This window comes from Pseudobdellovibrionaceae bacterium, from assembly GCA_020635075.1.
Taxonomy (GTDB): Bacteria; Bdellovibrionota; Bdellovibrionia; order Bdellovibrionales; family UBA1609; genus JADZEO01.
The window spans coordinates 419,112-433,430 of the sequence record JACKAM010000001.1; the positions used below are offsets into that span (position 1 = coordinate 419,112).

7 protein-coding genes are annotated in these 14,319 nt (G+C 49.0%); 5 read left to right on the forward strand and 2 right to left on the reverse strand.

From position 1 onward, the window contains the following. Positions 1 to 713 precede the first annotated feature (713 nt). Positions 714 to 941, forward strand: a complete 228-nt coding sequence (locus H6624_01745; protein MCB9083031.1) for a hypothetical protein — start codon at positions 714 to 716, stop codon at positions 939 to 941. Positions 942 to 985: 44 nt separating this feature from the next. On the opposite strand, the gene H6624_01750 is transcribed toward H6624_01745, so the two are convergent. After that, positions 986 to 1,591, reverse strand: coding sequence for a hypothetical protein (locus H6624_01750; GenBank protein MCB9083032.1), 606 nt, complete (start codon positions 1,589 to 1,591; stop codon positions 986 to 988). Positions 1,592 to 1,622: 31 nt separating this feature from the next. Beyond that, positions 1,623 to 2,009, reverse strand: a complete 387-nt coding sequence (gloA, locus tag H6624_01755; protein ID MCB9083033.1) for a lactoylglutathione lyase — start codon at positions 2,007 to 2,009, stop codon at positions 1,623 to 1,625. A 427-nt stretch (positions 2,010 to 2,436) separates the two neighbouring features. On the opposite strand from gloA, the gene H6624_01760 reads away from it, so the two are divergent. Genes H6624_01760 through H6624_01775 form a run of 4 tightly spaced genes read left to right on the forward strand, consistent with a single transcriptional unit; the run spans position 2,437 to position 14,104 of the window. Continuing rightward, positions 2,437 to 6,183: a hypothetical protein gene (locus H6624_01760; GenBank protein ID MCB9083034.1), complete on the forward strand. Its 3,747-nt coding sequence runs from the start codon at positions 2,437 to 2,439 to the stop codon at positions 6,181 to 6,183. Positions 6,184 to 6,192: 9 nt separating this feature from the next. Further along, positions 6,193 to 9,807: a hypothetical protein gene (locus H6624_01765; GenBank protein MCB9083035.1), complete on the forward strand. Its 3,615-nt coding sequence runs from the start codon at positions 6,193 to 6,195 to the stop codon at positions 9,805 to 9,807. 11 nt (positions 9,808 to 9,818) lie between these two features. Then, positions 9,819 to 10,691, forward strand: a complete 873-nt coding sequence (locus tag H6624_01770; GenBank protein MCB9083036.1) for a hypothetical protein — start codon at positions 9,819 to 9,821, stop codon at positions 10,689 to 10,691. Positions 10,692 to 10,708: 17 nt separating this feature from the next. Further along, on the forward strand, positions 10,709 to 14,104 hold the full coding sequence (locus tag H6624_01775) for a hypothetical protein (GenBank protein ID MCB9083037.1): 3,396 nt from the start codon (positions 10,709 to 10,711) through the stop codon (positions 14,102 to 14,104). Positions 14,105 to 14,319 lie beyond the last annotated feature (215 nt).

Genomic DNA, 14,319 nt, shown 5'->3' on the forward strand with positions numbered 1-14,319 from the left:
GAGATTTGCTGTGACCACCAAAAACGAATAATTATTTGAAATCACATACAGTTCTTTGATCGATTGAGCTGGACCTTGACAATTTAAACTCAATGCTAATAATTATTTACAGAGCTAATTATTTATTCCCCGTTCCGCCTAACACGGAAGGAGATTTGGAAGGAGGAAGAAATGAATTGGATAGTCATTGGTGAATTACTTCAAGTTAACTCCCGCCGTTTTTGGGTTACAGCGATCCCCCCTCCCAATAAGTAAATCCACACTTAATTTTGTTCCGTAGATTTTCTATTTTTCTTTTGTTCAGGCGGTTTATTGGATCGCTTGCCTGAGAAAGGAGTTTTTATGGACACCTATTTTGAATTGGATTGGGTAAATGGAGTCCTCAGCTCGACAAAAAAACTGCTGTCTTGGATAGGCTTTGCTGCCCTGTTGTTTTTATTCATCAATCAAGAAAGCAACGGGCTGCCCTCGACTCACATGAACCTTGCTGTGAATGACCTGCACCTGAGTTCCTTGGAGGAACAGAGCTCGATGTTAGAACCTGGCGGTAGGCGAGTGTGCCCAATGGGCCCAGACCTTCCCCTGCATTGGGAAACTGACTCACTATGGAAATGGTGTGAACTGGGTAGCTATCCCCTCTCTCCAGAGTTGGAGCCATCTGGATCCAGCTCCTCCGGGGATTGGTAAAGGGGATGAGGGTAAGGAGGCAGAATATGGAAACCTTGTTAAACCTAATGTTAAGCGTGTTGTCTGGAGGTTTGGCTTTTACTCTCGCTGCGGGATACTTGCTGATCATTGGCTCCCCCGTGATCGTCCTGCTCGCCAGCCCTCTTTTTTTATTGGTTCGCCATAGGCTCAAAGCGGTTGACGACTGTCCGTCGTTGTCAGCTCCTGAATTCAGGAGAACGAGGCACGATAGAAGTGCTTCCGGATGGGCCTAGGCTTTCACTGGGTCCTCCCTAAAGAATGGGGAGGACCCAGGTATTTAGGGCGCACCCAAAAATAACAGTTGATCGATGGGCTGTTCGATCCAGGTTTGCCAATCAGGAATGTGAATGCGCAAGGTGGGCCGCCCGGTGAGGTCTGGTCGATCGGGCCAATAGGGATCGGGGCTTCGCGGCCGGGGAGTGATGACTTTCTTGAGAACGCCACGCACCTCGATCAAGCCTTTGCCATCATAGGCCAGGAGCCATACGCGTTCGCCAATGAATTCGCGACTGGCCTCGGCCAACTCTTTAACCTGAGGCTCGCTCGGGAGATGGTCTTTCGGATGACCCACATCCTGATAAACGATGTCGAGTCCGCGGATAGGGTCCCAGAGGATCACCGGGTGTTCGGATTGGCTCATGCGATCCCAATAGTCACGGATTCCCATGCGGCCCGCTTTGATGATGGCCCAAATCCGACCGAGCCCCTTTTCGGCAATACGACTAAATGGCGTCACCTTGTTGACGTCATAAAGGCGGATTTCGTTCCCCTCCCTCGTCTGCCGTTTAATAGAGTCTCGGCAAGAAATCCCGGCCCAGGCCTCATTAATTGAAGATAGGCTCAAAACCACCATAATGATGAACAAAGACAAGGCTCGGGGCATACCACCCCAATGGCAATTCCAATGCCAACCCTTAATCCTTCACTTGAATCAACTCGATCATGTAGCCGTTGGGGTCTTTGACGAAGGCGATTTCGGTGGTTCCGGGCTTCATGGGGCCGGGCTCACGGGTGATGACTCCGCCTCGTTTGCGGATGTCCTCGCACACTTTGTAAATGTCCGGGCAGCCGAGAGCAATGTGGCCAAAGCCATCGCCGATTTCATATTCACTGCGACCCCAGTTGTAGGTGAGTTCAATACAAGGATCGTATTTAGAATCCCCGTAACCCACAAAGCACAGAGTGAACTCGCCACTGGGATACTCGGTTTCACTGAGGACCTTCATTCCCAAAACCTCTGTGTAGAATTGCTTGGATTTTTCCAGGTCTTTGACTCTAATCATGCTGTGGAGAAAGCGCATTTCAACCCCCAGGTGGTATGAAAAAATGTTTAGACATTCCAGTAATTATTAACCGTTTTTCACACGTTGATGGTGTCCTTTGAGAAAGTAAGCTACAAATGTGCAGTATCACAAGAGTTAAGAGGGAAAAAGGGAAAGACTAAAAGGTATTGAACTGGAAGGTTCGCTCACGCATTTCTATGGGATTTGCTTATGCGGCCTTTTGCGGCGACAAAATTCGGCAGGCGAATTTGGTCATTGTGCTCAGGGCATCGACACCCACAATCCATAAAAATTTCTAATACAAAATATAACCATCCAAAAAGCCTTTTAATCCAAGCGGTTGAAAGTGGATTTGGGAATCCACGAGATGGCTTAAGCTATGCACCCGGCCATCGGGTTACCCATATCTTGATTGAATTGCCTCCCGTTGGGGGAAGGAGTCCACGTGTTTAAGCGGAACGTATCTCAAAACTTTAAAGGTCTTCGTCTGTGGTTAGGCCTGGTGATCATGGCAACTCTTTTTGGTTGCACGGGCCGAGGCCTTTTAAACGGAAAGTTGTTTAAAGAGCGGGCAGCTGAAACTCCTCCTCCCTCTGAGCAGCGGATTGAAAAGAGCTTTTTTGTCGACCCCAGTGGGAAGCCTAAAACCTTTCTCTGCGCCTGGGCCCCTGAAATGGGTCGCGGATGGATCGGCAAGTACATAACTTTGATGGTCAATGAAGCTGCCCACTGTAATATTGAATTTGAAATTACCGAAAACTATCTGGTGGGCAAGATCATTCATCCCAGCTTTCCTGAAGACCGCAATCGATGGAAAGAGGCTCTGAAGATTCCAATTAGCAAGCATTATTACTATGAGAAGAACAAAGATTCATATGGTCGTGAAACCAACGAGTGGATAGAAAACACGAGTCGCTCTCACTGGTCGGCTCGTCCCATGATGACCATTAACCTGGCAGGTACTGAAATCCTCGATTTTCTTTGGGGTGGCCCTCACCGCATCACTTCGGCAGAGGAAATCGAGTGGGACCGTACTAATAATTTCTTGGGATTCTCCATCAATACGGTAAGTTCCAATTGGTGGGGAGAGATGCAGGCTAAGATCCGCGTCAACTTCCTCAAATTTGACCATGACCCTTCCTTTAAACGAATCCCTTACCATCAGGAAAACTCAAAATATTTAAACATTTTGCACGTCATGGGTAAAAGGATCGAAGGTGTGGAGCCCGATCTTTACGTGGCTCACTGGGATGTGCGCAAAACTCAGAAACTCTATTTGAATGGCGTTCCCAAGGAGCACGAGAAGACCATTCTCGGAGTCATTGATGAGTGGAATGAGACCTTTGAAAGAGTGGGCGCCGTGCCCAAGGGATTTAAGGTTTTCGAGGGTGTGGTGGCAAACTTTAATCATCCATTTGACCTGCGGTACCCAAGTCTGACCTGGATTAGCGACAAAGCCATATCTATGTATTCCCCATTGGGAATTGGAATGGCCCATGCAGATGTACGCAATGGTAAAATCATATGGGGTGGCGTGGTTCTCTATGGTGGAATGCTGGAAAAATACATCAATGCGTACGCCCCAGTTTCATCTTCCTCATCTGTAGAAGCCGAAAATTTGACCAAGGCTTTCCCCTTGGCTCTCGGAACCCCACCGATTCCCAACCGCCTACCTGATATGCCAGGCGTGGGCAATGTGGACCTGAGTGTGAAAGGGACTATTGTCAACGATCTTTCCCGCAGCCACCTTGACTATATTAATGATGAAATTGTCCGGCTGGCCCGCAAGACCCCCAAAAATCCTGAAGAGCAGGAAAGTCTGAAGGCCGAAATTGACGGCCTCAAAGCTCACCTGGCTAAGGTAGAAGGCAACAAGAGCCGCTTGGGTGTCATTGCCAATGATCTGATCAGTCACTCCCAGTCTGAGGTTGAGGAAAACCAGCAGTACTTTTCACGCCAGTCCCTTTTGAATGAGTTTGGTTACACCAAGCAAAATCAGTCCCAACCGGTAGACCGCTTCTTCCGCTCGGCTGATCGCAAAGAAGTCAATGCTATCTTGAGTGAAAATAATAAAGCCCGTAGGGCTGAGCTGTTGAGCCACTTCTCTCCGACTGCCTCGGCATATTTTGTCGAAGAGGGCCGCACAGTCGAAAACATGATGGGCGCCTGGAATGAGTCTGAAGCTCACAGCGTTCGCACCTACCCGGAAATGCTAGACTCCATCGTGAAGGATCTGGCCCTTCATGAGATCGGCCACTTTTTGGGGATGGGTCACCAATTTAAAGAAAACATTGTCCCAAAAGAGGGTACAGTACCCTCAAGGTTTATTGGCCCACTTAGGGAAAGAGCCACTAAAAAAGCTGGTTTCACCAACATGACCTCAGTCATGGGTTATCGTAATGGCCGCACCGAGATGGTTCTTCCCGCCGAAGATCTGCACCCAATGCCCCATGACGAGTTGGTACTCCGTTATTTGTACAAGGGCGAGTATCCAGTCTACGACAAGCAAAAGGATGATTTCCGCTTTGTCAATCTTCCCACCAGTGGAAAGATTAAGGCTATCACCGAAGTTCGCAATCAAGACGGCTCCCTGATTGGCAAGTTCCCAGTTTCCTATTTCCCGTCGTGTAACGACTACGAAGCCTCCCTCGGTGCTGATCCCTACTGTAACCGTTGGGACCGGGGAAGCAGTGCTGAAGACATTGCGGCCTCCTACTTTGAAGGTATTTCTGACAATCTGGTTGCCAACCTCTACTCCCTAGTAGGTGGCGGAGGTAATGAGTGGCGGGCGGAAAGCCGCTTGTGGTGGGTGGCTTTGAGCTCCTTCTCCCGGGTGCGTTTGTTCTACGATGAAATGCGCCGCCGCCTGCGCAGCACGGACTACCTGAAGCCTCTGTGGAATCAGCTGCGCATGGACCAGGATTCACTGTTTGAGTTCTCCCAGGCCTGTCAAAAAGATGACCCCACTGATGAAAAACAGGTCAAGAGTGAAATTCTGCGTAAGATCTTTAAAGACAAGGACATGATTGATCTCTGTCGGGCGAACAACCTGGCGCTCAACGAGTACAAGTTCTTTGTCAACCTACCTGAGGGTGATTACACCAAGATGGACCATGAAAACCGCTATATCAGTGGCGGCTACCTAATGGGAGATGCAAGTCGTAATTGGGGTCACATTTTTGGTTCATGGTATCAGTTGAGCAATCTGCCGCTCAAGATCTCATCATTGTACACTTTGACGACAGCAAATCCTTACCTTATTTTTTGGGGTGGATTCGCCTGGAACCCCTTCTATGATTACGAAGAAAATAAGTTCCTCTATCGGACTCTCTATCCTCGTGAGTACACCAAGCTGGTAGCCGATGCGGTCAAATACAATTTGAGATTTGCGTCTACAGGTCGCGATGACATCACGGTAATGGGACGCTCTGTCCTCGCAGCCGGTTGGATGGTTCCCTGGCAGCGTTACTACAGTAATGATTCGGCCAAGTTGCCACCAGCCTACAATGAAACATTGAATCAGCAAAACGAGTTCCAGCTGAGTATTGTGGCAGTGATCATTTCGGCCACTCAGCCTGATGCCAATTCGGATACTGAAGCGGATCACTACAAGAAATTCACAGCCACTATCTATGACTTCTTCACTGGCAAGAGCGCCACAGCCCGGGACGTCTATGTCCTGCCTCAGGGTAAGATCTTTGTGCGCGCCAATGGAATGTTCCTTTATCCGATCACCAAAATGAAGTTTTGGAGTGGAACAAACTCCTATATTATTGCCTACAAAGTCGACTATGACTTTGAGGTGGGCGATCGTCTTTTGGAGGATAGCGTGAAATTCTCTCTTCGTGAGGTCCATGATTCGATTACCGGAGCCTGTGTTGACGGCTTTGGCGGTAGTGGTCTGGCGGGCTTTTTTGACAATGGCAACCCAGAGTTTAAGGGATTTTACATTCCGCCCGGAATTGCTGAGGAAACTTCTAAGGAAAAACTGGGCCTCTTTTATGATTCCATTGATACGGAATTTGGCAAGTTCGAGACCAAGGTTTCCGGCAAGATTCCGGAAAACTTCTCGGCTCGCACCATGAAGGCTATGTGCGATGAGTCCATCCGCGGAACAGGACAGATCCTGTCGTCGGCTGCCATTGTCAACGGCTATTGGTTGCGAATCACCTCAGAGTTCTTGGTGAAGTAGGGGGTGACTATGAAAGCGCAATACCAAACCTTAGCATTAACGATCATCCTGGCTCTGGCTCTATCGGCCTGCTCTCCAAAGAACAAGCCTCGGTTTGAACATGAGCCCGAAAAGCAGTGGACACCGGTCAAGGCTCCCGTCGACCTCACCGTAGCGTCCAAGGACTTCCTTAACTATGACCTGGATCGGGCCTATGAAGTTCTAAAAAGCCCAGAAAAGACCAAGGCCGGCCTGTGGACAGAGATCCTCAAGCCTTTGTCTCGATTTGTTCTCAACGGTTACTATGTTGAGACACCGGAGTATCGCACCACTCGATTGAGTCAGATGGTGTCGATCTTCAACCATGCCTTTCTGAAGATTTTGGAAGAAAAGCCAGCCTATGTCAGTGCAGAAGATCTCCAGCAGATGAAGTCAGCCTACTACAACACGGTTTTCTCTGGTTGTTCGCGTGATCTCAAATTTGACTGTACGGCCGAGGATGTCTTCCATGATAACCGGACGACTTCGATTCTGGTTATACTAGCCAGTGAATTAGACGCAGGAATCGACGCTGAACTCAAGGCCGCGGGTTCTACCCGTGAGTGTATTGAGCTAAGCGAGAAATGTCGGCAACTGGCCGAAGAGCGCTACCGGCGTCTGGCCATGGGCAATAAGACCAAGAAAAGCCGCTTGAAGGACGATATCTACACCTTCGCCTATTTGAAGTACTCTCGTCTTTATGCCTTCCTGATGGACTATTGGCGCAGACAGCCCAGAGAGGCTTTGGCTTACGGGACAATTCGTGATCCCAAGACCATGGCCACCGGCTATCTAAGTGAAGTTCATGGTGGTATCTTTGAGACTTTGATTTCTCAATACCGTCCTAAAGACTTGAATGATCCAGAATTTAGAACCTTTGTGGAAAACTTCAACCCGTGGGTCTATTCCAACAAGCAAGCCGACTTGTTTCGCTACGGAACAAGAATCATGTTTGAGATGGCCGCCCAGTGTTGTCTGTATCAGGATGCGGAAAAGACCAAGCTCAATGAAGCGGTCAAGGTGGCGATTGCTGAGTCTCAGGAACAAAAGGATGACTTCGGCCTGTCATTTAGCCAGATTGTGCGGGACATCCAAAAGGATGGTAACGATCAGATTTTCAAGAATCTTCGCATTGAAGATGTTCTGAAAAATCTGGAGGAGGATGAAAGGCGCCGCAAAGAAGGTGGCCAGCCTGAGTTCTTTAATGAGTACTTCTTTGTTGTCGATCGTCTTTTCCGCGAACATTTGGAATCAGCTGAAGTAAAGATGATTTTGGACAACACCAATCAGAAGAAGGCTCTGACTCAAATTCCTTCGATCATCCAGACCTATGTTAGGGTCTACCTGGCCTACATGATTGTTGAAACCAACCGTTTTATGAGCACCATCTACAACTCGGATCAGATTGGCAGTGACGAAGTGTTTCAAGAGGCCATTTTGAAGTCCCGTGATATTTCCGGTCGTTGGCTCAAGGTGCAAAACCGCATTGAGATGTTGGATAAGTTCCTGGGGAGTTACTTTAAGGGTAACAACCTTTTGTCCAAGGAGTACACTGAAACGACCAAGCTCTTGAAGTCGGTCAACCGTAACGTTCACTATTTGTCGGTTTATCCCAACATGATCGTCATGACCTACTATCTGGCCAAGATGAAGGGAAAAATCACCGTTCGCACTTGGTGGGGAGCTTCATTTGAAATTCCTGCTGACACTATTTTGGACGTGTTCTTTGACGGTGGAATTAAAAGTGTGTGGTTCCGTTTTGGTAACGATCCCGAGTTCCTGAGTCGTGAGATGATTCTCTATGCTCTGCACTATGCTTTGAGCACCCATACTCTGCAGACTTTCGTGGCTAAGGATGATTCGACAGATGGTTCCAATCGCAGTAAATTTTTCGATTTGATTTTCACCAAATACTTGGATGAAAACATCCGCGACCTGGGTGACAAGATTATCGATTATGAGCGGTCGACCATCGGTCACACCAGCTTTGCCAGTACGGATCTAGTCTGTGACTATGAGTCTTTCAAACCTGGAACGGGACTCCCACCCAAGATTCAGATAAGCTTTTTGGAGCTGGACCGCTACACCTATAGCGGTGCAGGGGCCAATAGCATCAACCTTTCTTTGAACAACCTACTGGTCCAATCTTCCGCTGCAGCGTCGAAGATTCGCAGTGAAATTGAAAACCGGGTTACCTATGTGCAGACCATGGTGGACATTATCGAAGCTGATTTGCTGCGGACGGGTGAGATCAAGGAAAAGGGCCAAGAACACCCAGATTTGACTACAGTGAGAGCGCATCTGAAGACTCTCGATGATTTGAAAAAGACCATTGCACGGCTCTATATTTCTAACCATAAGCGGTATTTTGATTGTTTCATGACTCTTAAGGAGATTGAGCAACGTCGTATGAATCGCCTTTATGAGGAAGAGCGGGCGCATCTGGGTCAGATTTATGATTTGATGGCTCCCTTGGCCAATATCCAGGACGAGGCGGCACTCAACCAAAAGGTGGCTGAGATTAATGCGGCCTATTTCCGCAAAGAAGGCAGTGGCTATCGCTTTGACCGTCTGGACGGAAAGACCTATCGGTTGTCTAAGTACGACCTGCTGATGCGTATGAAGAAGCGGATTGAGGGTGATATCTTCACTCAGCCTACCGAGAGGGAGAAGCGGGTCTATGGCGAGGATCTATCCCGACTTCTACGTCGTCGTCGGGTGAGTATCTTTATGCCTCCTGGATTGGAGAGGGAGGATTTGGTTGAGAAGGCCCTAGATAATCCGGTTTATTTCCGCGGTGACCGTGAGGAGTTTATCAATCAGGGGATGACTCTCCTCAATGGTAAAACCAGGTCCTTTATTCAGTGGCACGGTCAGATTGCTGGCGAAAGTATGCTTAAGTCTTATCTGTCGACCCTGCGGGAGTTTTACCTGATGGGTAAAGTAGCCATTTCCAAAGAGGGCTGCACCGGAGCTCCCTGTGAAGAAGACGTTCTTGAGGTATCAGCACTGGATATGATCGAAGCCTATATCAGGTCCGTGGCCAGTTACTCGATGAATGAATTCGACCTGCAAAATGCCAAAGAGTTTGGTGTCGATGGCAAACGCGCCAAAGCCTTCTTTGAGGAGATGATCTTCGAAAAAGACTCCATGCAGCGGTTGCCACTGTTTTTTAGTCTTATGAAGGATTCAGTGAAGGACGCCAAGATCAAATTGGATCAGGCGGGACCGGTGAACGAAGCACTGACCTTTGCCCAGACCATGAACAACTTGGGTGTGTTCGTCTTTGAACCATGGGATGAGGTCAAAGAGTCGGTGCGAGTCAACTACGGCAAGCGCGCGCACCGGGTTCTGGATCGTCTCCATGAACTATTCACGACGATGAAAGAAGTGGAGAAGGGAACTCGGTCGGTCGATGATCTCAACACCCGGTTGAAGCAGCCCTTCTATATTCAGGATGGTCAGCCGGTCTACTGGTACCCAACTGGAGTTCCTCCCATGGTGGATCAGCAGACGGTCGAGGACTTGCGGATTCTTCGCGATGACTTTGTTCAGAAGACAGGCAACTTTTACGGAACTCGGTTGATCGTACCGACGTCTCGGTAAGTGAGGGCTTTGTGAAAGTAATCGAGCTTGCATTAACTAAGGGAAAAGGTCTGGCGGCACTCTTGTTGTCCGCCGGGCTGTTGATTTCCCTGACTGCTGAAGCCCGACCGCCTGATTTGCGGCCTCCCCACGCCAAGCGGGCTAAGCAGGACGAAAGTCCCTTTGCCTCGACGGTGAGCTATGGTGTGTTGTCCGATTATGCCGACAATCGCACCCCGCGGGCTTACACCCATGCCTTGAGTGGTTCCCTTTCTTATGAATTCAAGCCCCAGTGGACAGTGTCGGGCTCGGTCTCTTTGGCGACCACGACAGTCGGCGGTCAGATTTATAAGGATGACCATCAGGCCTATGACGAGACCTTTGAGCCCAGTGCCGGAGTGAGTCTTTCCTACAAACAGATGTTCTGGAGCATGAGTTCCTGGAAGGTCTTTTTGGGTGGTGAGGCTCTGATGGATGAAGCCAGTCGCCGCGAAGGCTACAAGGGCATTCTGAGTGCAGGTACGGGAGTTGGTCTCGCCTTCTCAAATATCGGTTACATGATGGGACATATGTTGTCGGTTTCTGGCATGATGAACACCTTTGAGTATAGTGCCAGCAAAACCGCGAATCCGGACTACTTTTACACCTATGCATTTAGCAACACGGTGAAATTCTACAAGCAGCTGCGTTTGGCCTACACCTTTGTGCTTAAGGCCACTCACTACTTGGACAGTTTTGTCAGCTATGCTCACTTGAATAAATATGGGGTCTCTTACAGTTGGGATAGTCTCTCGGCCTCGTTGACCTATGAGAACGGTGGTTTTACGGACGAGGGAATTGTGGATTTTTGGTATTTGAACCAGCATCGGCGGATTTACCGTTTGACGGCCTCTTATACCTTTTAAGGATGGATGGATTGAATATGAAACGGCTCTTAGGCCTGACAATTTGCTCCTTGCTTGTATTCTCCTGTACGGAAAATGCTGAGCCCATTCATAAGCACAGCGGTGATGTGCGCACGGAAAAGCCGGCCACAGCCACCCAGCAGGACTTGTCAGAGACTCTTAGTCCCGAAGTCTTGTTGTGGCAAAGTAAGGCGGCGAATAGCCAGAATCCACAGGAAGAAATTCTCATTCCTTTGGCAAAACAAGTTCTCAGCCCCGCTCGCATTCGGCGTCCTGAAGCCCTCACTCGGCGCAATGTGCGTGAGGAGTTGGACCTATTTAACCAAGTGTTGCTGGACGAGTGGAAGAAGGGGGAAAAGGAGCAAAAGACCCTTAAGCCCATTTTGGAAAAGTATGTAGCAGCCGTGAGCCTCGACTGCGAAAAGATTGTCGATAGCTGCCCTGGCGTGGCCTACTTTGGTTTGGTTCCCTCGTCGGCTGAAGTGATGAAGATCTCGGTGAAAGGGCCTCTCAATGCCAATGAGTACTATCGTCGCTTGGCATACGCCTTGGAACTTAAGAACCGAAGGCTTGATCGGGAGCTTTTAGAACTTTTGACCTATCGTCTGGAGCAGGGGCAAAAACAAGCCAAGACCCGGCAACAGCGGGAGCTGCTGGTCTCTGTTGTTGAGACTGCGATTTTGAGTCTCCATCGCTCGAATTCAGAGGCTGAGGAAGAGAAGCTGTTTTTGGAGAAGCTTCGCGCTTGGGATTTTGGTTTTAATAAGGAAATGGATTTGGGTGAGTCGGCGCGGGTGGCCTTATTTACAATGCTTGCCCGCTCAGGAGCCTTTTATGATTCAGGTGGCGGTCTGCACCCAGCTATGACTCGCCTAATGGTGAGATCTCAGGTCGCCCAGGATAGTTTTACTCGGCGGCAGGATGAGCTCAAAGAGCAGGATATTTTTGCTCCTGAAGCCGTGGGGTTGAGGTTTCTTAACCGTCGGGATGAGTACTTCTTTCTTGTAGATCGGGTTTTCTACGGTGATATTACTTCGGATCAGGGAGCTCAGCTTTTCTCTGGTACAAAGTTGGATCGAGTGCGTCTGCACTCTACCATAAATGATTATGTTCGGATTCAGTTTCTCTATGCTCTTTACCGTTCCACGCGCATGGCAAAAGAAGAGCTCTTTGAGTCCAACGTGCAGACTGAAAAGCTTCTCTGGCATGCCTTCCGCAAGAGTGCCGTGGTGAAAAAGATCTGGGGAGATCTGCGCAGCCAATTCGATCCTCTGCAGAAATTTGCGGTGCTGACCTTGCGCACGACATCAGGGGATAGCCAAGCGGTCAAGACAGTCCGCAATATGTTCGAGAGTCTGGATAAGACCATCAAGTTTACGGCAGTCTATCCCCATATGATGATTTTGTTTCACATTCTTTCCCAGAAGCGATTTGAACTCTATTTGCCCATATTAGGTAAGAGTTTAGACACAGCGGTTTTGATGACCTATCTCTATCGTGGCGATATCCCTCCGCTGTTTCAATATGTGGATGACGAAGCGCCCATCAGTGCGGTGGAGATGTTTTACGCCTTTGATTTTGCTGTGAGGACAAATCTCTTCGGTATCATGAACATTGATCCTGATTTCTTCATTGCCGATGCTGTTCGCCGCATGAGTGAAAACCAGGTCAAGTTTGTTCGCGATAATATGCACAATCGCACCCTAAGGTTTAATCAAACGGATAGCTATGGAACCTGGAAGCGCATGTGCGCGGAATTCAGTGGTGCCCAGCCACCGAGATGGAGCTTTTACATTAAAGAGCTGAGGGAGTCTCCTTACTACGGGAAAACCATCGAGACGGCCTTTACCAGTATTTCTGACAAAAGCAGTTCAAGTGCCGTGGAGTCGGGAGCTCTCACCCGGTTGACCCAGGGGCTTAATTATATCGATACGGAGTTCACCGAGGCTATCGAAGAAGTTCGGGTGGACATGGCCCAGTTTATTCGCATGGCCGAGGCCATGAAGACCTCCTACGTGAGTTATCTTAAGAAGGCCAAAAAGCTCGATCAATCTGAGATCGACAAGAAGACGGTTCAAACGGATACATTGGTGAAGGAAATCTCGGCACTGCGCAAGGCCTTTATCGAAGAGGTGATGATCCGCCATGAAGATATTGGCCGCTGTTTTGCCAAGTCCATGCTCAAAGACTATGAGGTTCAGCAGCAAATGCTGCGCATGGAGCGGGCTCACCTCCGGCAAATCTATCGCGATATGACCAAGATCCGCCAAGGCGGTTTGGGTGAGGCCGAAGTTCAGGCTCTCAATGGCAAGTACGCCTTTCAGGGATTACCGGACCAATTCGCCGGCTACGATCAATTTGACGGTGATGGTTTCCGCTACAACAAGATTGACCTTTGGGTGCGCATGTCACAGTACCTCAAGACCGGCCTGGTGACTGAGAGTGAATCTTTTGTCGCTGTAGCCCCTCATATCCGAGTCGACATGGGTCAGTCCCTGAGTTTGGACACGGATATCATAAAAGAAAACAAGAGCCATTATATCCCTTACACTAAATCTGAGGACGAGTTTGTTGCTGAAGGAATGAAGATCATCTTAGCCAATAAGGATCCCTTTGTGGTTTGGTACAGCTATCCCACCGGTCGCGTGAACAGATGGGATGCCCGCCAGTTAGCCCTGACAAGCTTATTCCGCATGGAACCGGGAATAGTTGACGGTAAGTACAGTGTTCCGGCAACAGAACTCATTGAAGAGCATTTTGATCTCATGAAGATCATGCGTCTGACTCCCTTTGAACGGCAAATTTTCTCTGAAATCAAGCAGGGTGAGAAGTTTGAGCCCATTTACTTTATGAATCGGTTTGTTTCTTACAGCTTGACCAACACGCGAATTCGCGACGTCTGGGGCCTTTTTGACTCTCCTGCCCGTTTGGCTGTGGAGCAGTTGTTGGGTTATACATTCGAACTCAACAAGGTTCTAAAGGACCCCGAGATGATTGATCCTATTGCGGCCAGTATGGCCCGCTCGGCCATGCCGAAGCGGGATGGTTTTCTTGATCTGGGCGAGTCCTATTTTAGATCCCGGGCTAAACAGATCCGCGGGAAACTGCTGATTTCATTTAATGAAGATCTGGATTTGGATTTGGATCGTCGGGTCACCAAGTGGATCCAGTGGGAACAAAAGGCCATTGGCCTCTTTGAGCAGGCCATGAATAACAAATTCACTGAGTATCGGACACTCCCCGTCGAGGACCAGCCCCGAGTGGACATCAATATGCTGGAGTCGGTGACTGAGCCTTGGGTGAGCCCCAATATCCTGGGCGACTTCAAAGTGCGTATCAAGCGCTTTCACCAGAGGACAGATGCCTGTTTTAAAGGAATCACCCAGTGTCCCTCTTTCGCCAATGAGCTCTAATAGGGAGTTACACCTCCAATTGGGGACAAAGTTTACCTGGCTAATTTTCTGACAGAGATAATTTACAAGAGACCTAGGCAGGCCCCAAAAAGTGACTTAGATTGGCACCCGGTATTACGGAAGTTCAAAAGGTTTCTGACTAAATCCAACCAAGTGGACTCAGGCCCGGGCACAGGGGGTGCAGTTTCAATCCCCACGATCAGGGTTATGGGCTC